The following is a 21,642-nucleotide window of genomic DNA, read 5'->3' as shown; positions in this document are numbered from 1 at the left end:
CGCATGGCGAAGGGCAAACTGGTACTCGGCCTGGATATCGGATCGACGTCCATCAAGATGATTCTCCTCAAGGAGCAGCGCAAGCGCGGTGAGGTCATCTACGCGCTGCAGAGCTTCGGGATGAAGCCGCTGCCTCCGGAGGCCATCGTCGACGGCGCGCTGATGAACTCCACGGCCATCGTCCAGGCCGTGCAGGACCTGATGTCCGAGCTGAAGGTGAAGGGCAAGGACGTGGCCATCGGCGTGTCCGGCCACTCGGTCATCATCAAGAAGATTCAGATGCCTCGCATGTCCCAGGACGAGCTCGAGGAGAGCATCCAGTGGGAGGCGGAGCAGTACATCCCGTTCGATGTGAAGGACGTAAACATCGACACGCAGATCCTCGATGGCGGCGGCAACGACGCCACGGGACAGATGGACGTGCTGCTGGTCGCGGCCAAGAAGGACATGATCAACGACTACACCACGGTGGTCTCCGAGGCGGGCCTGGCCCCGGTGGTGGTGGACGTGGATGCCTTCGCCGTCCAGAACATGTTCTCCGTCAACTATGACGTGCCGGAGCGTGAGACGGTGGTGCTCATCAACGCGGGCGCTTCGGTGGTGAACATCAACATCATCTCCAACGGCGCGACGGTGTTCACGCGCGACGTCACCATCGGTGGCAACCAGTTCACCGAGGAGATCCAGAAGCAGCTGAACGTCTCCTACGAGGAGGCCGAGGCGCTGAAGATCGGTGGCAACGGCGCTGACGCGGACGCGGTGGTGCCACAGGACGTGGAGCGGGTGCTCTCCAGCGTCGCCGAACAGGTCGCGGGCGAAATCCAGCGCTCGCTGGACTTCTACGCGGGTACCGCGGCCGACTCGAACTTCAGCAAGGTCTACCTGTCGGGCGGCACGGCGAAGATTCCCGCGCTGTTCAAGACCATCGAAGCGCGCACGGGCGTACCGGTGGAGATCCTCAACCCCTTCCGCAAGATCGAAGTGGACAACCGGAAGTTCGACCCCGCGTTCATCATGGACGTGGCGCCCATGGCGGCGGTGGCCGTGGGACTGGCGCTGCGGCGCCCGGGCGACAAGCTGGCCTGACCGGACCACCCTCTGGAGACGACGCACATGATGATTCGCATCAACCTGCTGCCCGTCCGGGCGGTGAAGAAGCGTGAGATGGGCCGGCAGGTGCTGGTCCTCTTCGCGGTGGTCCTGATTGGCGCTGGCGTTGCCAACTACCTCTGGTACGACGACCGACAGAGCGAGCTTGAGACGCACCAAGCGGGCGTCGCTTCCACCAAGGCGAGGATTGCCGAGTTGGAGAAGATCATCGGCGAGGTCAAGAACATCAACACCCGGAAGGCCGAAGTGGAGAAGAAGCTGGCCGTCTTGGATGCGCTGCGCAAGGGCCGTAGCGGGCCTGTTCGCATGATGGACGCCCTCGCGTCTGCGACACCCAAGAAGGTGTGGGTGAAGACGTTCTCGGAGAACAACAACGCCGTCTCCATTGATGGCTCGGCCGTCAGTCATGACGAAGTCGCCGAGTTCATGCGCGGGCTCAACGGCGTTGTGTGGACGCCCAAGGGCATGGGGCGCCTGGTGGACCGGCGCCGGGACAGCAAGACGGCACGAGTAGAGATGCTCACCTCGGATGCCACGATCGAAGAGTTCCCGGAGGCGCAGGTGTCCCCGTTCTTCAAGAACATCGACCTGCAGACTGCCAAGCAGGTTGGCGGTGCGCAGGTCGGGGTCCCGATCCTGGTCGAGTTCAAGATCACGCTGACTTCCAACTACGCCATCTGACAAGGCTGCCCGTCATGGACAAGTACCTGGATCAATTCGTCAAGGCGCCGCCAGCCATCAAGTTCGGGGGCCTGGCGTTCGTCGTCGGTGCCCTCACCGTCGCCAACTTCTTCATGGTCATCCAGCCCACGGAGGAAGAAATCGGTTGGGCCGTGGCCGAGCGCCGCAAGCTGGACCTGGAACTGGCGGACAAGAGCGAGATTGCTCAGAACCTGAATGAGCGTCGGCGCGAGATGGACGTGCTGGAGCAGAAGCTCTCGGAGGCGCTCACGGAACTTCCGGAGCAGCGTGACATCGAGGAGCTGCTCGCACAGATCAACGACATCGGGAAGAAGAGCGGTCTGGAACTCTCCAGCGTGACCCCTGGCAAGGAGTCTGTCGGGGGAGGGGATTTCTTCGCACGCATCCCCATCAAGATGACGGTGAGCGGCAACTACCACGAGATTGCGCTCTTCCTTCAGGAGATGGCCAACATGCGCCGCATCGTCAACGTCAACAACATCAAGTTCGACTCGGCCAAACTCAAGAACGAGAAGGTCGTCTTGCAGAGCGAGTTCCAGGCCACGACGTTCCGGTTCGTCGAGCAGAAGGCCGCTTCGTCGACCGCGGGCAACTCGAACTCGAACTCGAAGAAATAGAAACTTGATCCGCTCAAGAAGTAGGGCGACAAGGGGAGCGAGGATGAAGACGTTCAAGGCCACCATGACCACCGCGATGCTCGCACTGGTGCTTGCTGCGTGCGAGGAGCCGCCGGCTCCTGCGCCCCCGCCTGCAAAGCCCAAGGCTGCGGTGGCAGTCCCTGTGAAGGCGGCCCCCACCGAGACTGGTGCGCAGGCGGCTCCCTCCTACAGCTATGTGTACAATCCGGTGGGCAAGCGCGACCCTTTCCGGAGTCCGATCGACGAACTGGGGCCGGTGAACGCCAATCCCGTGACCGCCTGCAACGAGCCCCTCTGCTCGTTCGACTTGGATCAGCTGAAGCTCGTTGCTGTGGTGACAGGGGATGCAAGCCCCGTCGCGATGGTCGAAGACCCGGCCGGACGTGGGCACATCGTGCGTCGCAACACTCGCATGGGACGTCAGGGCGGCAAGGTCACTCAGATTCTTCGTGACTCGGTGACGGTGACAGAGGTGTTCTCCGGCAACGGAGAGATCATCAAGAATCCGGTGACGCTGCAGTTGAAGCCTGATGCGAAGCAGGACCCCGCCTACAACATGATGACGGGCAGGAACTACGGAGAGTAGCGCCCTCCAAGGCGCTCCCGCGGGCGGTGGCCCGCTTCCAACTTGTTGAGGGGACGCATGCTCGAGGAGAGCGCTGTGACGAGGGGCAAGTGGATGTTGGCGGCCGCATGGGCGGTCGTTCTTGTGGGCGCCAGGGTGCATGGTGCCGAGCTGAATACGCTGCGGGGACTTGATGTGTCCCGCACGGGCTCGGGTGCCCAGGTGGTGGTGACCGGCACCCGGCCACCGACCTTTACCGTGTTCCGGCTGAGCGGGCCGGAGCGCCTTGTCGTGGACCTGTCGTCGGCGGATGCAACCGGCATCAAGGGACACCACGAGGGCTCTGGACCGGTTTCCGGTGTCGTGGCGTCACAGTTCTCTGATCAGCGCGCGAGCGTTGGCCGGGTGCTGCTGGCGCTGGACAAGGCGTCTCAGTATGACGTGCGCGCGGACGGAAACCGGGTCGTCATCTCCGTGGATGGTGCCGCGCAGTCCGTTGAAGCGAAGCGCGCCGAGCCTCCGGCCAGGACGGAAGGGGTGACCGCGTCGGTGGAGGTGAAGCCACACTCGGTCGCTGCCGCAGCTCCCGCCAAAGTGGTGCAGGCTGAATCAGCGCCTGTCTCCAAGGCCGCGCTCCCGGAAAACGTGGTGGCTGCCGAGGCTGATGAGCGGGAGGTGTCGAATCCGGCCCAGCACATCACTGCCATGTCGTTCGCGGACGATACGCTCAGCATTCGTGCGGATGGTGACATCGCCCGCTACGAGGTACTGGAGCTTGCCGACCCGCCTCGGCTCGCGGTCGACCTGTTTGGTGTCGGCCTCGCGACGCGTGCTCCTCGCGTGAAGTCGGGGGCGCTGCGCGATGTACGTGTGGGCGCGCATGCAGACAAGGTTCGCCTGGTGCTGGACGTGCGCGGAACGATGCCTGCCTACCGAGTGGACCGCGCGAACCGTGGCCTCGAGGTGGTGCTTGGACGTGCGGTTGCGCGGAAGGCTGCGCCGGCCGTTGAGACCCAGGCAGTCGTAGCCTCCGTGGCAGAAGTCGAGCCGCTGCGTCAGGCGCCCGTGAAGTCCGAAGCCTCCCCCGTGGTCGAGGTGAAGGACGTGCGCTTCGAGGAGAGCAGCGCGGGGGGCCGCATTGTGATGAAGCTGTCGGGCACCTCCGCGTGGAAGGTGGACCGGCCGGATCCTCGCAGCGCGGTGCTGACGCTGGAAAACGCGCGCCTTCCGAAGAAGTTCGAGCGCAGCCTCGACACCAGTGCGTTGGATACGCCGGTGAAGATGATCAGCGCCTTCAGTGTTCCGGGAGAGGGCGGCAAGGTGCGTCTTGTGGTGGCCGCCGATGGTGCCATTGAAGAAAAGGTATCCCAGAGCGCGGGAACGCTGTCGTGGCGTCTGGATGTGAAGGGCGTGAAGACGGAGGAGGTGGCCGTGGCTCAGCGTACCGCTGGCTTCACCACCGAGGCGCCTGCCTACGCCGCAGAGGGCGCGCCCCAGCAGGCCCGCTACCGTGGGAAGCGCGTATCCTTCGAGTTCAAGGACATCGACATCCAGAATCTCCTCCGCGTCATCGCGGAGATCTCCAAGAAGAACATCGTGGTGGCGGATGATGTCAGTGGCAAGGTGACCATCCGCCTGCGCAATGTCCCCTGGGATCAGGCGCTGGATCTCGTCCTCCGTACCAAGGCGCTGGGCAAGGAGGAGTTCGGCAACATCATCCGAATCGCTCCCCTGAAGACGCTCGAGGAGGAGGCCCGGCTGCGTCAAGAGCGCAAGGCGTCGCTCCAGCGGCAGGAGGACCTGATGGTCAACCTCATCCCGGTCAACTACGCCGTGGCTGCCGATATGGCGGCGAGGGTGAAGGACGTGCTGAGTGAGCGAGGTTCGGTGACGGTGGATCAGCGCACCAACGTCCTCATCGTCAAGGACGTGCGTTCCAACACGGAGCGCGCCCGCTCGCTGGTGCGCAGCCTGGATACGCAGACGCCGCAAGTGCTCATCGAGAGCCGCATCGTAGAAGCCAACACCAGCTTTAGCCGGTCGCTGGGCGTTCAGTGGGGTGGTCAGGCTCGCGCGGGGCAGGCGACTGGAAACTCAACTGGTCTCATCTTCCCGAACAACCTGGCCGTGACGGGTGGCGTTACGGGGACCGGCGCAGGTCTCCCTGATAATCCGAACTTTGCGGTCAATCTGCCCACTGGTACTGGACAGGGTGTGGGCGGCGCCATGGGATTCACGTTCGGTTCGGCGGGCGGGGCGCTTCAGCTCAACCTGCGTCTGTCTGCGGCAGAGAACGAGGGCTCGGTGAAGACCATCTCCGCGCCGAAGGTGACGACGCTGGACAACAACACGGCCCGCATCAGCCAGGGTGTGTCCATTCCCTTCAGCCAGACGTCGGCGCAGGGTGTGAACACCACCTTCGTGGAAGCGCGTCTGTCGTTGGAGGTGACGCCGCACATCACCCAGGATGGCAGCGTTCTGATGTCCATCAATGCGTCCAACAACCAGCCTGACCCGTCCAGCACGGGTGCCAACGGTCAGCCTTCCATTCAGCGCAAGGAAGCCAACACCCAGGTGCTCGTGAAGGATGGCGACACGACGGTCATCGGTGGCATCTACGTTCGCCGCGGCGCAACGCAGGTCAATTCGGTGCCGTTCCTGTCGCGGATTCCGGTGCTGGGCCTGCTCTTCAAGAACAACTCGGAGACCGACACCCGGCAGGAACTGCTCATCTTCATCACGCCCCGCATTCTCAACCGGCAGACCATCGCGCAGACCCTGTAGGGTTTCCTTTGCGTCCTCTTGCAGGAGAGCGTTCGCTCATGAAGAACTTCTATCTCGCGGTGCCGTTGGCGCTGGCCATGACTGGATGTGTTGACAGTCCTCCGGACATCCAGTTGTTCAACGCGTTCATTCCGGATGCTGCCTGTGCGGTCAATCAGTCGGGGCTCGCCAGTCCTGGCGGGTCACTGGACCTCGCGACGTCGGGCCGTTACCTGGCTGCGTTCCAGGTACGGAACAGTCTCTCCTCTCAGGAGGTCGTCGTCGGTGATGCCCCCGTTACAGGCGGTGGCGACGAGTCTTCCATCTACGTCACCAACGTCGAGCTGAACTACGAAACGCAAGGCACGGGGCCGACGCTCAGGAGTGACGTCTACCCGTACTACTTCAACCTGCCTGCGAACGCGACGCAGAGCAGCAGCGCGGTCCTGGATCTGCTGGGGGCCAATGCGAGCGCTGACCTCGCCGCCTATTACGGCGGTGGGGGTACTGCGCCCGTAAGCGTCGTCGTTCGACTGAAGCTGATCGGCAAGACCATCAACGGCAAGTCGACCGAGTCGAACGAGGCCACGTACCCCGTCACTTTCTACGATTCGGGCTTCACTTGCCCGGTGGGAACGCAGCTCGAGGCCACCGGGCCCTGTGGGCTTCCGGGTGGGCAGGATGGCTTCCCTCCCGAGTGTTCCGAGCCCGAGGAAACGTAGTCCCAATGCCCGCCGGGGCCCTTGACTGGGCCCCGGCCGTCTTTCTAAGAGCCTCTGCCCATGTCCTTCCGCACGCACCTCGAGTCGGTGGTCAACCAGGTCGATGGAGCCCTCGCGTGCAGCGTGATGGGCTTCGATGGCATCTCCGTCGACACGTTCCAGAAGGACGAGAGCGCCGAGCTGGACCTCAACGGCGCCTGGGTGGAGTACGCCAACCTCCTCACTCAGCTGCGCAACGCCGCGGAGACCCTCAAGACGGGCACCGTGAGTGAGGTCAGCGTCAACAGTGAGAAGGTGCTGACCGTGATGCGGCTGGTGTCACCGGACTACTTCCTGGTGCTCGCCCTTCACGCGGATGGCAACTTCGGCAAGGGCCGCTACGTGCTGCGCGTCACCGCACCCAAGGTGCGCGCCGAGCTCTAGTCGGATGCCCGGCCAGCAGTCATCCAGGCGACGCTTCCGCCGCTGCTTTCCCCTTCCATGGAAGGGGCGCATGGGCTAGACACCCCGGACTTTTCAAGCTTTCGCTGCTGCGAGTCTGTAAGGAGTCGGTCCCCATGGCCGGTGTCATCGATACGTCCGAGTTCCGCAAGGGTCTGAAGATCGAAATCGACGGTGAGCCGTTTGAAATCGCCGATTTCCAGCACGTCAAGCCCGGCAAGGGCTCCGCGTTCGTGCGCACCACGATTCGTAGCCTCCTGACGGGCCGCGTGCTCCAGCCCACGCTGAAGTCCGGCGAGAAGGTGGGCAAGCCCGACATCGAAGAGAAGGACATGCAGTACCTCTATGTCCAGGGCGAAGAGTTCTACTTCATGGACACCCGCAACTACGAGCAGACCTTCCTCGGTGAGAAGGTGCTCGGAGAGGCGAAGAACTTCCTGAAGGAGAACATCAACGTCAGTGTCCTCTTCTACAATGGCAAGGCCATTGGTGTGACGCTGCCGAACTCCGTGGACCTCAAGGTCACCCAGTGTGACCCGGGCATCCGCGGCGATACCGTCTCCGGCGCGCTGAAGCCCGCCGTTCTGGAGACCGGCTACTCCGTCAACGTCCCGCTCTTCATCGAAGAGGGCGACGTGCTGAAGATTGATACGCGCGACGGCAAGTACCTGACGCGCGTGGCCACCAGGGGCTAGTTCGCAGCTCGGCAGCGACGCCGGAGGGAAGGGGACGCGAGATATGGCAACGAAGCGCAAGTCGACCCGGGCCCAGTCGCCCGCGCGGACGGAGGCCGCCTCGAGCGGTCCCGCTGACACGGGGAGCACGTCCCTGGACGTGGAAGCCCTGCGGCAGATCGTGGAGATTCTTGAGTCCTCTGACGTCACGCGGCTGGTCTGGAAGCGCGGCGAGGAGAAGCTCTTCATCCGCCGCGGCCAGGGGCCCGAGACGACCATCGTCCATCACGCCGCGCCGGCTCCCGTCGCCGCGAGTGCCGGGGTGGAATACACCGCCCCGGCCGCTCCTCGCGTTGCCGCTCCGGCACCGGCCGCTGCTCCCGCGGCGCCGGCTCCGGCCGCCGAGAAGCCGGTGGAGAAGCCCGGCCACCAGGTGACGAGCCCCTTCGTGGGGACGTTCTACCGGACCCCGGCGCCGGACCAGCCTCCCTTCGTGGATGTGGGCTCCCTGGTGAAGAAGGGCCAGGTGCTCTGCATCATCGAAGCGATGAAGCTGATGAACGAGATTGAGTCCGAGGTCTCCGGCCGGGTGGCGGAGATCCTCGTGGAGAACGGCCGGCCGGTGGAGTTCGGCCAGGCGCTGTTCCGCATCGAAGTGGCCTGACGAAGAGGTCCGCGCGCCGCCCGTGTCCCACGGGCGAGCCGCTCCTCATGACGGCCCTGACGGAGACACCCACGTGTTCAAGAAGGTGCTGATCGCCAACCGCGGGGAGATTGCCCTGCGGGTCATCCGCGCCTGCCGGGAGTTGGGCATCGCAACGGTCGCGGTGCACTCCACGGCGGACGCCAACGCGCTCCATGTCCGCTTCGCAGACGAGGCGGTGTGCATCGGCCCGCCGGCGTCCAAGGAGAGCTACCTCAACGTCCCGCAGCTGCTGTCCGCCGCCGAAATCACCCGCGCGGACGCCATCCACCCGGGCTACGGCTTCCTGTCGGAGAACGCCGAGTTCGCGGAGGTCTGCGAGAACTGCAAGATCCGCTTCATTGGCCCCCGGCCGGAGATGCTCCGGCTGATGGGCAACAAGGTGCGTGCCCGCCAGGCCGCGCGCGAGGCGGGACTGCCACTGCTTCCGGGCAGCCCGGGCACCGTGAAGGACCCGCGTGAGGCGGAGGCCTTCGCCCGCGAGATTGGCTTCCCCGTCATCCTCAAGGCGGCCGCTGGTGGCGGTGGCAAGGGGATGAAGATCGTCCGCGAGCCGGGCGCGCTGGCGCAGGCGTTCTCCACCGCGCAGGCGGAGGCCGTGGCGTCGTTCTCCAATGGCGACCTCTACATCGAGCGCTACGTGGAGAAGCCTCGCCACATCGAAATCCAGATTGTCGCGGACGAGCACGGCAACATCGTCCACCTCAACGAGCGTGAGTGCTCGGTGCAGCGCCGGCACCAGAAGCTCATCGAGGAGAGCCCGTCGCCGGCGCTGACGCCTGAGCTGCGCAAGCGCATGGGCGAGGTGTCCGTGAACGCCATGCGCAGGCTCGCGTACAACAACGTGGGCACCATCGAGTACCTGCTCGACGAGCGCGGCGAGTTCTACTTCATGGAGATGAACACGCGAATCCAGGTGGAGCACCCGGTGACGGAGCTCGTCACGGGCGTGGATCTGGTGAGCGAGCAGATCCGCCTGGCCTACGGGGAACCCCTGCGCTTCAAGCAGGAGGACATCCAGATTCGTGGCCACGCCATCGAGTGCCGGGTGAACGCCGAGGACCCCATCACCTTCGCCCCTTGGCCCGGGAAGATTACCGGCTACAGCGTGCCGGGCGGCTATGGGGTGCGCGTGGACTCGGGCGCCTACGAGAACTACACGGTGCTGCCGTACTACGACAGCCTGCTGTCGAAGCTCATCGTCCACGCGGATGACCGGGCCACGGCCATCCGCCGCATGCAGCGCGCCCTGGGCGAGTACGTCGTGGAAGGCATCCGCACCAACATCCCGTTCCACCGGGCTGCACTCGCGGAAGAGTCCTTCCAGGAGGGCAATTACGACACCCGGTTCGTGGAGCGCTTGCTCGCGAGCGAGACGGGCTCCCGGCGGCTCAAGAAGGCCGTCGAGGAGACGCCGTAGCATCCCTACACTTGGTGTGGATTCCCGCTTGTCGGGCCGCCACGCGAGCAGGTGATCCGGCCCCGGGGGGGAGCCGGGCCGTTTCTTGACCCGCGTCGGAGCTTTCCGTTAGCCTCCGACACTCCCCCTTGCTGAGGATGGAAACCCGCGAAGTTCAAGGGGTTTCGGCCTGCTGGAAGCCCACCGCTCGATGGACAAGAACAAGATCATCGAAGCCGCCGCGAAGCTCGTCGCGAAGGGCGCCTACGACAAAGCCATCAAGGAGTACCAGAAGGTCCTGGAGGTCGACCCGAAGGACATCCGGGTCCTCCAGAAGATGGGGGAGCTGTACCAGAAGAAGAACGACAACCCGCAGGCCGCCCATTTCTTCACCAAGGTCGCGGAGAGCTACTCGTCGGACGGCTTCTTCCTCAAGGCCGTCGCGCTCTACAAGCAGGTCCTCAAGCTCAATCCGAACCTGCTGGAGGTGAACCTCAAGCTGGCGGAGCTTCACCAGCAGCTCGGGCTGATGTCCGAGGCGATGGCGTACTTCCAGATTGTCGCCAACCACTACGACAAGGCGGGCGACACGAAGTCGTCGCTCGATACCTTGAAGAAGATGGTGGATCTCGACCCGGAGAACGTGGCGTCGAAGATCAAGCTGGCGGAGCTGTATGCGCGCGAGAACATGACGCGCGAGGCGGCCCAGGAGTTCAAGCGCGCCGCCGAGTACCTCAAGCGCAACAGCCGCGCGGATGACTGGCTCCGCGTGGCCGAGCGGCTGTCCGCGCTGGAGCCGGACAACCTTCCGCTGTCGAAGGAGCTGGCCACGTCGTACCTGCAGCGCGGCGACCAGAAGCGCGCGCTGGCGAAGCTGCAGGTGTGTTTCAAGGCCGATGGCCGCGACGTGGAGACGCTCACGCTGCTGGCGCAGGCGTTCCAGGGCCTGGGCCAGACGTCGAAGACCATCTCCGTCTACAAGGAGCTGGCCAAGATTCATCAGGAGCGCGGCCGCGTCACCGAGGCCGAGGCTGTCTGGACGCAGATTGAAGTGCTGGACCCCGAGGACCCGGACCTGGTCGCGCGCCGCGCGCCCGAGCCCGCTCCGGCGGCACCCCAGCCCGCGGCGGCACCTCAGCCCGCCCCGCGCCCCGCGCCTCAGCCCGCGGCGGCAGCACCCGCGCCGGCGCCCGTGGCACCTCCCGCTCCGGCGGGGATGGGGCGCGAGCAGCTCTCCAAGCTGCTCACGGAGACGGACGTCTACGTCAAGTACGGGCTCCACGACAAAGCGCTGGAGCACCTACGCAAGGTCTTCTCCGTCGAGCCGGAGAACCTCGACGCCCACGAGAAGGCGTACCAAATCTACGTCGCGTCCGGGAACATGGCCCAGGCGTCGGAGCAGCTGCTGAACGTGCTCCGCCTGTGCACGCGCACGGCGGACGTGCAGCGCGCGCAGCCGTACCTGGCCACCATCCTCCAGGAGAATCCCGCCCATCCCGAGGTGCCCGCGTTCCTGTCCGTGCTGCGGACGACGGGGCCCGTGGTCGCCGCGCCGACGGTGTCCGTGGTGGAGTCGGTGGGCGAGGACGCCATCCTGGTGGACTCCAGCGACGACGAGATTCTCGTCGCGCCGCCGCCGGAAGACGCGCTCCTGCACCCGCCCGGTGACGAACTGGCGCTGACCACGCTGCCCTCGAGTGACTCCGACGAGGTCATCGAGGAGGACAGCGACTCCGCCGTCATCAGCGAAGAGGCGCTGGTGGGCGAGGCCATCACCTCGGGCGAGTTCGAGGTGTACGGCACGCCCGATCCAGAGGACCTGGCGGCGGCGTCGGTGGACGAGACGCTGGTGACGGACGACGACCGGCTGGTGCTGACCGACGAGCCGGGCCTCAGCGTCACCGACGACGAGCCGCTCGTCGCCTCCAGCGATGATGACCTGGCGGCAGCGGCGGCTTACTCGCTCGACGACGAGTCGCTGGTGGACGACGGCGCCGCCACGTCCATGGAGGCGCTGTCGCTCGGGGACCAGGACGAGCCGCAGCCCACGCAGATGCACGCGCCCACGCAGGCGCTGCTCGACGAGGCCTCGCCGGACACGCTCCAGGTTCCCACGCTGGACTCGCTGGATGTGCCTACGCTGGACGACGAGGCGCCTCCGCCGCTGGACCTGGAGGATGTGCCCACGCGCGTGGGCGCCGCGCCGTTGACGGCCGCTGACCTGGACGAGGACCCGTTCGGGACTCCGGCGCTGGGCGACCCGATGGAGTTCGAGGAGCCCACGGCCTCGCACGCCATCGTGGCGGTGGACGACGAGTCCTTCGTGGAAGACGCGCCGGACCTGTCCGCGGACGAGCTGTCCGAGCCGGTCGCCTACGAGGAGCCCGCGGTCGAGCCGGAACCCGAGCCCGAGCCGGAAGTCGAGGCCGCCGCCGATGAAGAGGAGCCCGCGGCGGAGGAGTGCGACGAGGCGTCGTTCTTCCTCGACCAGGGACTGCTGGAAGAGGCGCGCGAGATTCTCGAGACGGTGATGATTGCCTTCCCGGGCCACGCGCGCGCAGCCGAGCTGATGGAGCGGCTGGAGGCGGCGGAGGCGGGAGGCGGCGCGGAGCAGGAGGACGCGGCCGCGGAGCCGGCGCAGATTCCGAGCGTGCAGCCCGTCACGGACGGCTACGAGGACGCCGAGGAGACCACCGGCGAGCGCGACGCGTTCGACCTCGCGGCGGAGCTGGCCGGGGAGATCGACAACCTCGGCGACGACGCCGGGGCCTCGGCGCTGCCGGCGGAAGAGGACTTCCAGTACTCGGTGGAGGAGGTCTTCTCCGAGTTCAAGAAGAGCCTGGCCAAGGTGGTGAAGCCCGAGGACGTGGACACGCACTACGACCTGGGCATCGCGTACAAGGAAATGGGCCTGCTCGACGACGCGCTCCACGAGTTCGACGTGGCCCGCCAGGGGAGCGCGGGCGGCAAGCGCGAGCTGGACTGCATCACCATGATGGGCATGCTCCAGCTGCTGCGCGGCGACGCCTCCGCGGCCGTGGAGGCCTTCCGCGAGGGTTTGGGCAACCCCCACGCCACGGGCGAGGCGGCCAAGGCGCTCGGCTTCGAGCTGGCGGCGGCCTACGAGGCCCAGGGGGATGCGGGCAAGGCGCTCTTCCACTACCAGCGCGTGGCCGCGATGGACGGGAAGTACCGGGATGTCGCCGGGCACGTGTCCCGGCTTGCGGCTTCCGTGGAGCCGGTGGAGGATCCGCTTCCGACGCCTTCTGGCAATGGGGCCAAGGCCACCAGCAGTCCGCCCGCACCCGCGGGGGCCGCGGCGCCCACCACTCCGATACCAGCGGCTGGCGCGTCCAAGGCGCGCAAGGTCGGCTACCTGTAGTTGCACCCCGCGAGGTCCGGCGAGCCCATGACTACGTACCTGGACTTCTTCGAGCTGACCCAGGAGCCCTTCTCCAACGCTCCCGTCAGCCGCTTCTATTACAACTCGGCGCAGCACTCGCAGGCGCTCACCCGGCTGATGCACGCGGTGAGCTACATGAAGGGCCTGTCCATCCTCGTCGGGGACATCGGCGCGGGGAAGACGACGCTGGCCCGCCGCATGCTCGACTCGCTTCCGGAGTCCGAGTACGAGGCCGCGCTGCTCGTCATCATTCACTCCGGCATCACCGCCAACTGGCTGCTACGCCGCATCGCGCTGCAGTTGGGTGTGGAGAATCCGGCGCAGGAGAAGCTGGCGCTGCTGTCGCAGCTCTATCAGCGGCTGCTCCAAATCTACGAGTCCGGCAAGAAGGCCGTCGTCCTCATCGACGAGGCGCAGATGCTGGAGACGCGCGAGTTGATGGAGGAGTTCCGGGGGCTGCTCAACCTGGAAGTGCCGGAGCGCAAGCTCATCTCCTTCGTCTTCTTCGGCCTGCCGGAAATCGAAAAGAACCTGAAGCTGGACCCACCGCTCGCGCAGCGCGTGGCCATGCGCTACCGGCTGGAGCCCTTCACCGCCGAGTCGACGGAGGCCTACGTCAAGCACCGCCTCCGGCTCGCGGGCTGCCCGCGCATGCCCTTCAGCCCGGAGGCGCTGCTGGCCGTGCACCAGCACTCGTCCGGCTCGCCCCGCGTCATCAACACGCTGTGCGACAACGCGCTCTTCGAGGCCTTCCTCGCGCGCGAGCAGACGGTGTCCGCGGAGTTGGTGCATCGCATCGGGAAGAACCTGGGCCTGCTCGGGGTGAACACGCCCGCCGGGCAAGCGGCCGAGCGGCCGAGCGCTTCGGCGTCGACGCTCCCCAGGACGGCGAGCAGCAAGGTGGACCTCGCGGAGATCGACCGCTACCTCGAAGGGCTGGGTAAGCTGTAGCGGCTTTGTCCTCTCAGAGCCGCCACGGTGCGCGCAGGGCGCTGCTGTTGGTGCTCCTCGTCTTGTCGGGGAGCGTGCTCCTGTTGCGCATGCCGGAGACCTGGGAGGTGGCGTGCACGCTGGGCCGCCGGCACCTGCCCGACGTGCTGGGCCTGGACGTGGGGCTCGGCCGCTGCGAGTTGGACCCGCTGGGCTCCCGCGTGGTGGTGCACGGCTTCTCGCTGTTCCTTCCCGGCACGGACTCGCCGCTGGTGGCCGTGGACAGGGCGGAGGTGCAGCTTGGTTTCCTCCAGCCGCTTCGGGGCCGGCTGACGCTGGCCCAGGTGAAGGCGTCCCGGCCGCGCGTGGCGCTGGATTTGTCGCAGCCCTCCGCACCGTCCGAGCCCAAATCCAACTTCTGCTTCCTGGAGCCGCTCGAGCACCTGCGCGTGGCGAAGCTCGACATCTCCGGCGCGGAGCTGCGCCTGGCGCTGCCCGAGGGCCGGCGCGTGGAGGTGGACGAACTGGACGTCCGCTGGGACGAGCAGTGGGGTGTCATCGAGTTGGACGTGGAGGCCCGGCGCGGCCGGGTGCGCCTGGGCCCGGACGGACGCGAGCTGGCGCTAGGGCAGCTGGTCATCGCGGGCGCGTTGGACCCGGACGAGGCCCTGCTGGAGCTGGAGCGCGCCGAGGTGTCGCTGGACGACATCACCACCACGGTGTCCGGCCGCGTGGATTCGCTGTGCGCGCCGCGGCTGGCCTTGGACGCGCAGGTGTTCCTCCCGCTGCGCGCGCTCTACCAGGCGCGGCTGATTCCCAGCCCCGCGACAGGGCACCTCTGGTCGCGTGTGTCCATCGCGGGGAAGGTGGCGTCCCCCGCGGTGTCGCTGGAGCTGTCGGGCAACAGCCTGGGCTACGGGGACTTCGGCCCGACGAACCTGCACGCGCGCCTGTCGTACTCGGGTGAAGACGTCCGGCTGGAGGAGCTCACCCTGCCCGTGGGCGCGGGCAAGGTGCGCGCGACGGGGCGGCTGGGGCTCACGCCGAACTTCCCGCTGGAGGTGTCGCTGACGACGGAGGACGCGTCGTTGGGCCGCATCCTGGACCGGGCAGGCGTGAAGGGTTCCTGGGTGGATTTCCCGGCCACGCTGGACGCTCGGCTGTCCGGCAACCTGCTGCCGCGCTTCTCCCTGTCGGGCCCGTTGGACCTGCGGACCGGGAAGTTCGTGCTGGCCACACATGCGTTCGACACGCAGCCTAAGGACGGGCTCACGATTCTGGAGTTCGACAAGGCCCGCGCGCAGGCGCAGGTGAAGCTCCAGCCGGACCGCGTGGCCTTCAGCCACGTCAACGCGGAGGTGGGCCACTCGCGCGTGACGGGCGATGTCGTGCTCCTGCTGGCGGGCGGGCTGGGCCTGGACATCCACGGGCAGGGCGACGTGGACCTGGCGGACTTCGGCCACATCGCGGGCCTGCCCTGGGCCGGACGGGGCCACGCCACGTACGCGATTACGGGACCCGCGGCGGACGTGAAGGTGGAGGCGGGCCTGTCCTTCCGCGACTTCGAGTTCTGGAACCTGTCGTTGGGGGTGATGCAGGGGAAGCTGGCCTACAAGGACAACCTGCTCACGTTCCCCGCCTTCTCCGGCCAGAAGGGGCGCACGCAGTACTACGGCAAGGCGGGCGTGTCCTTCGGGCGGCTGCTCAACCTGCGCCTGGAGGTGAACGTCCCCCAGGGGCGAAACGAGGACCTGGTGGACGTGGTGGCGGGCCTGAGTCCGTCGCTCGCGGTGATGCAGGGCACGCTGGGGGGAACGGCTACCGGCCGCGTGGAGGTGGACAGCCCCGTGGAGAAGCTGGAGGGGCTGGTGGCGTTCGACGTCAAGGACACCACGTACCTGGGGCGGCGCATGGGTGACGGCGCGGCGCGGCTGCGCTTCGTGGATGGCAAGGCGATGGTGCTGGAGCGCACCACCCTCACGGGGCCGCTGGGCCGCACCTGGGCGGAGGGCACCTTCGCGTTCGCGGGCGGGTTGGACTACCGCTTCGGCGGAGACGGCCTGTCGCTGGCCGAGGCGGTGGACCCGGAGCTCGCCGAGCGCATGGGCATTCAGGGCACGATGGTGATGGACGGCGTTGTGTCGGGCACCGCCGACGTGCCGGTGGTGGACGTCACGCTGCGCGCGCCGCGCGTCACCTTCGCCGAGCGGAACCTGGGCGCCATGGACCTCACCGGGCGCATGGTGGGGAAAAACTTCGAGGTGTGGGGTCACCCCTTCCGGGACGCCACCGGCCGCATCCGCATGAAGGTGCAGGAGAACTGGCCCTATGAAGCCCAGGGCTCGTTCTCGTTGCCAGAGATTCGCCCGCTGCTGCCGGACGCGCCGCTGTGGGCGGGCGTCAGCGGGGCCCTGTCGGGCACGGTGAGCGCCAAGGGCCTGCTTTTGGAGCCCGCGGGCTCGCAAGTGAATGCCACCGTGGAGCGGCTGGTCCTCTCCCGCGACGACCTGCGCGGGGAGAACGCGGGCCCCATCGTGCTGGCGTACGCGGCCGGGCGGACGGATGTGCAGCCCTTCCGCTTCACGGGGCAGCACGTGGACCTGTCGCTGGGCGGGTGGATGAGCCCGCGCGGCCTGAATGTGACGCTGCGGGGCGGGTTGGATTTGCGTCTGCTGGAGTCGTTGATGCCCGCCATGGTGGAGCGCTCCTCCGGGCGCATCACCGTGGACGCCGAGGCCTCCGGGACGCTGGAGAAGCCCTCCGTGGTCGGCTCCGCGGAGCTGTTCGACATGCGGTTGGCGTTGCGGGACTGGCCCGTCCAGGTGCGCAACATGGCCGGGCGCGTGGAGATGACGGGCCAGCGCGTGCTGGTGGAGCACCTGCAGGGCCAGCTCAACGAAGGCCGCGTGTCCGCGCGCGGCGACGTGCGGCTGGAGCGCTTCCTGCCGCAGCGGCTGGGGCTCACCATCCAACTGGACGAGGTGCCCTACCGGCTCACGGAGGACCTGCCCGCGACCTTCTCCGGCCTGCTCCAGGTGATTGGTCCGCCCAAGGGCTTCACCGTCACCGGTGGCATGGACATCGTGAAGATGCGCTACCAGAAGGCGCTGGACGTGGATGCGCTGCTGAAGACGATGCAGAAGCGCACCACCCACCTGGCGGCGGGCTCGTCCTCATCGTCCGGTGAGCCTCCGAAGCCCTGGGTCATCTGGGACGTGAACGTCCACTTCGGCGACGTCCGCGTGGACAACAACCTGGCGAAGGCCCGCCTGCTGGGGGACGTGCGACTGACGGGGACGGACTTGCGGCCGGGACTGCTGGGCCGGGTGGAGCTGGCCGAGGGCAGCCAGGCCTTCTTCCGGAACAACCCCTTCACCATCAGTCAGGGGCAGCTCGAGTTCCAGGACCCCACGCAAATCGACCCCATCTTCGAGGTCCAGGCCCAGACGCAGGTGCGCGAGTACGTGGTGAAGCTGCACGCCTTCGGCAAGCCGTCAGACCCGCAGATTCTCCTTTCCTCGGAGCCGGCGCTGGTGGAGGGCGACATCGTCTCGCTTCTCACCCTGGGTTTCACCTCGTCAGACCAGGATACCGCGGCTTCGGCGAGCGCCGGCCTGGCGGCCGAGGCCCTCTTCAACGTGTCGGGCCTGGACCGGCAGCTCCAGCGCTTCCTGCCCAGCAATCCGGTGTTGAGGGATTTGTCCCTGCAGATTTCGACCACCTACAACGACGCCACCCGGCAAGCGGAGCCCACCGCGCAACTGGAGTCGAAGTTCCTGAGCGAGCAGCTTAAAATCGGTATGACGCAACCCGTGAGCGGGCGCGGCACGCGGGCGCGGGCCGAGTACCGTTTCGATGACCGACTCTCCGCGCAGGCCCAGTGGGACAACGAGAACAACGAAGCCTCGTTTGGAAACCTCGGGCTCGAGCTGAAGCTGAGCTGGGAGGTCGAGTAGTCCGGGCCCTCGCGGTGCTGGCGCTGGTGCTCTGCGTCCTCGTGCCGGGCGCGGCGCGCGCGCAGGCGGACGACGGCGGTGGCTTCGGCGCCGAAGTCATCGCCGTGGAGCTGCACCTGTCCGGAGGCGCCGACGCGCAGGGGCTGAGCGACCTGGTGGCGGTGCGCAAGGGGCAGACGTTGACACCGGGCGCGGTGCGGCGCTCGGTGGAGCGGCTGTGGGCCACGGGCCGCTTCACGGACGTGGTGGCGCGCACGGAGCCGGTGCGAGGCGGGGTGCGGCTGATGTTCCAGCTCACGCCCGTTGCGCGGCTGGCGCGGCTGCGCTTCGAAGGCAACGCCGTGCTGTCGGATGGGGAGCTGCTGGAGGCCAGCAGCTTGCTGGAGGGCGGGCCGCTGGACGCGGAGGAGCTGCAGGGCGCGGTGTCGTCCGTGCTCCAGGCGTATCAGCGCAAGGGGTACGACTCGGCGAGAGTCTCGGTGACGCAGGAGCCGGTGACGGATGGCATCGCGGTGGTGCTCGCCGTGGACGAAGGTCTGCCCACGCGGGTGCGGCAGGTGACCTTCTCTGGCAGCCCTGGCCTGCCGCTGTCCCGGCTGCTGGAGGTGCTGGCGCTGCAGCCGGGGCAGGTGTTCGACCGGGCGCGTCTGTCCAACTCGCTGGAAGAGCTGCGCACGTTGCTGCGCGGCGAGGGCTACTGGCGTGCGCAGGTGGGAGCGCCGGCGGTGCTGGTGGAGGGCAGCTTCGCGTCGGTGGCGGTGCCGCTGATGGCGGGGCCTCGCTACGTGGTGCGCTTCCACGGCAACCGCCACTTCCCGCCGGGTGTGCTGGAGCGCGTGCTGGCGCACGACGTCTCGGAGCCCATGGACGAGGTCGTCGCTGGCCGGCTCGCGCGACGCATGGAGGTCTTCTACCGCTACCGCGGCTTCCACGACGTGCGCGTGCGTCCCCGCGAGGTGCTGCGTTCGGATGGCGAGGTGGCGGCGCTGGTGTTCGACGTGGAGGAGGGGCACCCCCTGCGCGTGGCCGACGTGCGCTTCCACGGCAACCACGGGCTGCCAATGGAGACGCTGCGCGCGCTGCTCGCGGAGCGGGTGTTGGCGGGCATGACGCGGCCGGAGCTGGACCTGCGGATGCTCGACGACCCGCTGAACACCGAGGGACGTCACGGCCCGGAGCTCCCGGGCGTCGCGCCGCCGCCGCCCGCGTCCACTGTGTACGTGGAGGATGCGTGGCTGGAGGCCGTGGAGGCCATGAACGAGGCCTACCGCGAGCAGGGCTTCCTCTCCGCGGTGGTGGCGTTCCGGGGCCTGACGGTGGATGTGGTGGGGCGCACGGCGGTCGCGGACTTCGACGTGGAGGAGGGCCCCCAGGCGCGCCTGGTGAAGGTGGACTTCCAGGGTGTGCCACCGGGCCTGACGGCCTGGGTCATGGGCCGGCGCATGCGCGAGGGCGCGCCGCTGAGCTTCGACACGGTGGAGTCCTCGCGTCAGGCGCTGGAGCAGGAGCTGGGGCGGCAGGGTTACCTCTTCGCGCGCGTCACCACGGAGACGGGCGTGGGCGAGGACGGGACGCAGGCGACCGTCATCTTCCGCGCGGACGCGGGCCCGCAGGTGAAGGTCGGGAAGATTCTGGTGCAGGGCCTGACGCGCACGGACCCGGACCTGGTGCTGGCCAATCTCGCGGTGGAGGAGGGCAAGCCCGTCGCGCTGGATGAGCTGACGGAGGGCCAGCGCCGGTTGGCGCGCCTGGGCGTGTTCCGTCAGGTGGACATCGCGCTGGCGGACCCCACCCGGCGCGAGGACACCAAGGACGTGCTGGTGACGGTCCAGGAGCGGCCCCGGCTGGATGGCCAGGTGTCTGGCGGTTACTTCCTGGTGGATGGTCCCCGCATCACGCTCGACACGGCCTACCGCAACCTGGACGGGCTGGGGCTCAGCCTGCTGGCGCGCGGGAAGATCAACTACGCGGGTTGGAGCGCGGAGGCGCTGTCTCGGGACCGGCGCATCGCCTGCCAGCAGACGGCTCCCGGTGGTGGTCCGGCTCCGGGCTGTGACGTGGAGCTCCAGGGGCTCAATGGCCTGGGAGGCCGGGGCAACCTCGCGCTGGCGCAGCCGCGGCTGTTCTTCCTGCTGCCGCTGCAGGTGGGCGCCCGCCTGGACCTCATTGGCGAGCGCGTGCACCGGCCTTCCTACGTGTCCTCGCGGTTCGCGGCGGCGGCCGCCATGGACTGGGCCGCGGCGACGTGGCTCAACCTGTCGCTGTCCTACGAGGTGGAGAACAACCGGCTGCGCTCGCGCGCGGGCGTGCTGGAGTTGCTCAACCGCGCCGACCGGGAGCGGCTGCGCTACCCGTTCGGCGACTTCGCGCTGCATTCGTTGCGTCCCTCCGCCACGCTCGACTTCCGGGACGACCCGGCCAACCCTCGCCGAGGCGTGGTGTTCGTCTCCAGCGCGGAGTTCACCCGTGGCTTGAGCGTGCGTCCCACGGACGTAGCGGGCAACCGCGTGGATGCGTACCCCATCGACGGCGTGAAGCTGTCGGGCAGCCTCAGTGGTTACATCCCCCTGGGGCGGCGGGCGAGCGTGGCGCTGTCCGCGCGCGCGGGCACCATCATCCCGTTGGAGGAGGATGCCCAGGCCATTGGCTCGAAGCTGTTCTACCTGGGCGGCTCTTCGAGCCTGCGCGGCTTCCGCGAGGACGGCGTGCTGCCGGAGGACGTCCGCGGCGCGTTGCAGCAGCGGCTGCGCGACTGCCGGGCGCTGATTTCTCCGTCGGGGTGCTCCGCAGAGCTGAAGGCCGTGCTCGCGGGGCAGGTGCCGGCGAGCCAGGGCGGCGAGCTCTTCACCCTGGGCAAGGCGGAGTTGCGCCTGCCGGCCCTGTCCTCCGTGGACCTGGGGCTCTTCGTCGAAGCGGGCAACCTGTGGCTGGACCGGACGCAGTTCGACCCAGGCCGGCTGCGCTACACGGCGGGCGCGGGCCTGCGCTACGTGACGCCCGTGGGGCCGCTGGCCTTCGATGTGGGCTTCAACCTGGACCCGGACGAGTCGGTGAATGAGGCCACCACGCAGTTCCACTTCAGCATCGGGACGTTCTGAGGGAGGCGATGGTGCGCATGCGCTGGCTGCGGTGGACGGTGGTGGGCCTGGGGCTCCTGGTTGCGGCGGGCTGCCGGACCACCTCCGCGTCCTCGCAGGGGCCAGCGCGGCCCAAGTGGATGCCGCCAGAGGGGACGTGCCCTCGGGGCGCGTTGCTGCAGATGGAGCGCCTGGGCCTGAAGCCCGGGGACAAGGTCCCCGTCATCGTGGATGCCATCCAGGACCACCCGGGCCCGGCGCGTTACAACTACAGCTTCGTGATTGCGCTGCCGCGCGAGCAGGGCGAGCAGCAGCTTCCCGGCGCGCGCATCGGCGGCCGCCTGTACGTGACGAAGCACCGCGTCTTCGGCCGGTATGACCGCATCTTCCTGCCGGAGTCCGGGGCGATGTCGGTGCCCTTTTGCGGCATCCTCCTGGACTCGCGCTGGGACAAGGACGGCGAGGGCCTGATTGCCTACCCGAGCCCGATGAAGGGCTTCTCCGTGGTGCAGGACAACACCGGCGTCATCCAGGTGGTGGACCGGTATCCCTGAGACGT

Annotated in this window: 15 protein-coding genes; all 15 read left to right on the top strand. The window is 67.6% G+C overall.

Going from position 1 to position 21,642, the window contains the following annotated elements:
- The first annotated feature begins 3 nt into the window (after window positions 1-3).
- The 15 genes from pilM to BHS09_RS29590 all read left to right on the top strand — a co-directional run bounded on the left by pilM (window position 4) and on the right by BHS09_RS29590 (window position 21,637).
- A complete protein-coding gene (gene pilM, locus BHS09_RS29660) occupies window positions 4-1,086 on the top strand; it encodes a type IV pilus assembly protein PilM (RefSeq protein WP_174259356.1) in 1,083 nt (360 codons plus the stop codon).
- 27 nt (window positions 1,087-1,113) lie between these two features.
- Window positions 1,114-1,791, top strand: coding sequence for a PilN domain-containing protein (locus tag BHS09_RS29655; RefSeq protein WP_140794784.1), 678 nt, complete (start codon window positions 1,114-1,116; stop codon window positions 1,789-1,791).
- A gap of 14 nt (window positions 1,792-1,805) precedes the next feature.
- Window positions 1,806-2,429 carry a type IV pilus inner membrane component PilO gene (locus BHS09_RS29650; RefSeq protein ID WP_140794783.1) on the top strand — a complete coding sequence of 208 codons (624 nt, stop codon included), beginning with the start codon at window positions 1,806-1,808 and terminating at the stop codon, window positions 2,427-2,429.
- Between the two features lie 43 nt (window positions 2,430-2,472).
- A complete protein-coding gene (locus BHS09_RS29645) occupies window positions 2,473-3,036 on the top strand; it encodes a pilus assembly protein PilP (protein ID WP_174259355.1) in 564 nt (187 codons plus the stop codon).
- Window positions 3,037-3,093: 57 nt separating this feature from the next.
- On the top strand, window positions 3,094-5,799 hold the full coding sequence (gene pilQ, locus BHS09_RS29640) for a type IV pilus secretin PilQ (protein WP_140799696.1): 2,706 nt from the start codon (window positions 3,094-3,096) through the stop codon (window positions 5,797-5,799).
- Window positions 5,800-5,837: 38 nt separating this feature from the next.
- Window positions 5,838-6,500, top strand: a complete 663-nt coding sequence (locus tag BHS09_RS29635; RefSeq protein ID WP_237077555.1) for a hypothetical protein — start codon at window positions 5,838-5,840, stop codon at window positions 6,498-6,500.
- A gap of 60 nt (window positions 6,501-6,560) precedes the next feature.
- The gene (locus BHS09_RS29630; protein ID WP_140794779.1) at window positions 6,561-6,923 is read left to right on the top strand and encodes a roadblock/LC7 domain-containing protein; all 363 of its coding nucleotides are present in this window, start codon (window positions 6,561-6,563) and stop codon (window positions 6,921-6,923) included.
- 134 nt (window positions 6,924-7,057) lie between these two features.
- The gene (gene efp / locus BHS09_RS29625; protein WP_140794778.1) at window positions 7,058-7,636 is read left to right on the top strand and encodes an elongation factor P; all 579 of its coding nucleotides are present in this window, start codon (window positions 7,058-7,060) and stop codon (window positions 7,634-7,636) included.
- 43 nt (window positions 7,637-7,679) lie between these two features.
- Window positions 7,680-8,279, top strand: coding sequence for an acetyl-CoA carboxylase biotin carboxyl carrier protein (accB, locus tag BHS09_RS29620; RefSeq protein WP_140799695.1), 600 nt, complete (start codon window positions 7,680-7,682; stop codon window positions 8,277-8,279).
- Between the two features lie 73 nt (window positions 8,280-8,352).
- Window positions 8,353-9,738 (top strand): acetyl-CoA carboxylase biotin carboxylase subunit, encoded by a 1,386-nt coding sequence (gene accC / locus BHS09_RS29615; RefSeq protein ID WP_140794776.1) that lies wholly within the window; start codon window positions 8,353-8,355, stop codon window positions 9,736-9,738.
- A gap of 190 nt (window positions 9,739-9,928) precedes the next feature.
- Window positions 9,929-13,099 carry a type IV pili formation protein SgmX gene (sgmX, locus tag BHS09_RS29610; protein ID WP_140799694.1) on the top strand — a complete coding sequence of 1,057 codons (3,171 nt, stop codon included), beginning with the start codon at window positions 9,929-9,931 and terminating at the stop codon, window positions 13,097-13,099.
- Window positions 13,100-13,126: 27 nt separating this feature from the next.
- Complete coding sequence (locus tag BHS09_RS29605) at window positions 13,127-14,071, top strand: ExeA family protein (RefSeq protein WP_140799693.1); 945 nt, start codon at window positions 13,127-13,129, stop codon at window positions 14,069-14,071.
- A gap of 5 nt (window positions 14,072-14,076) precedes the next feature.
- A complete protein-coding gene (locus tag BHS09_RS29600; protein ID WP_140794773.1) occupies window positions 14,077-18,006 on the top strand; it encodes a translocation/assembly module TamB domain-containing protein in 3,930 nt (1,309 codons plus the stop codon).
- 14 nt (window positions 18,007-18,020) lie between these two features.
- Window positions 18,021-21,104 carry a POTRA domain-containing protein gene (locus tag BHS09_RS29595; RefSeq protein ID WP_140799692.1) on the top strand — a complete coding sequence of 1,028 codons (3,084 nt, stop codon included), beginning with the start codon at window positions 18,021-18,023 and terminating at the stop codon, window positions 21,102-21,104.
- Between the two features lie 17 nt (window positions 21,105-21,121).
- Complete coding sequence (locus tag BHS09_RS29590; protein ID WP_237077554.1) at window positions 21,122-21,637, top strand: hypothetical protein; 516 nt, start codon at window positions 21,122-21,124, stop codon at window positions 21,635-21,637.
- Window positions 21,638-21,642: the final 5 nt, after the last annotated feature.

This window comes from Myxococcus xanthus, assembly GCF_006402735.1.
Classification (GTDB): domain Bacteria; phylum Myxococcota; class Myxococcia; order Myxococcales; family Myxococcaceae; genus Myxococcus; species Myxococcus xanthus_A.
The sequence above is the reverse complement of the archived record's forward strand: the minus strand, read 5'-3'. Positions and strand labels throughout refer to the sequence as shown.

Excerpts from the sequence above, each read along its gene's own strand:
- pilM (WP_174259356.1), top strand. The coding sequence starts at position 4 with ATGGCGAAGGGCAAACTGGTACTCGGCCTGGATATCGGATCGACGTCC.
- BHS09_RS29655 (WP_140794784.1), top strand. The coding sequence starts at position 1,114 with ATGATGATTCGCATCAACCTGCTGCCCGTCCGGGCGGTGAAGAAGCGT.
- BHS09_RS29650 (WP_140794783.1), top strand. The coding sequence starts at position 1,806 with ATGGACAAGTACCTGGATCAATTCGTCAAGGCGCCGCCAGCCATCAAG.
- BHS09_RS29645 (WP_174259355.1), top strand. The coding sequence starts at position 2,473 with ATGAAGACGTTCAAGGCCACCATGACCACCGCGATGCTCGCACTGGTG.
- pilQ (WP_140799696.1), top strand. The coding sequence starts at position 3,094 with ATGCTCGAGGAGAGCGCTGTGACGAGGGGCAAGTGGATGTTGGCGGCC.
- BHS09_RS29635 (WP_237077555.1), top strand. The coding sequence starts at position 5,838 with ATGAAGAACTTCTATCTCGCGGTGCCGTTGGCGCTGGCCATGACTGGA.
- BHS09_RS29630 (WP_140794779.1), top strand. The coding sequence starts at position 6,561 with ATGTCCTTCCGCACGCACCTCGAGTCGGTGGTCAACCAGGTCGATGGA.
- efp (WP_140794778.1), top strand. The coding sequence starts at position 7,058 with ATGGCCGGTGTCATCGATACGTCCGAGTTCCGCAAGGGTCTGAAGATC.
- accB (WP_140799695.1), top strand. The coding sequence starts at position 7,680 with ATGGCAACGAAGCGCAAGTCGACCCGGGCCCAGTCGCCCGCGCGGACG.
- sgmX (WP_140799694.1), top strand. The coding sequence starts at position 9,929 with ATGGACAAGAACAAGATCATCGAAGCCGCCGCGAAGCTCGTCGCGAAG.
- BHS09_RS29605 (WP_140799693.1), top strand. The coding sequence starts at position 13,127 with ATGACTACGTACCTGGACTTCTTCGAGCTGACCCAGGAGCCCTTCTCC.
- BHS09_RS29590 (WP_237077554.1), top strand. The coding sequence starts at position 21,122 with ATGCGCTGGCTGCGGTGGACGGTGGTGGGCCTGGGGCTCCTGGTTGCG.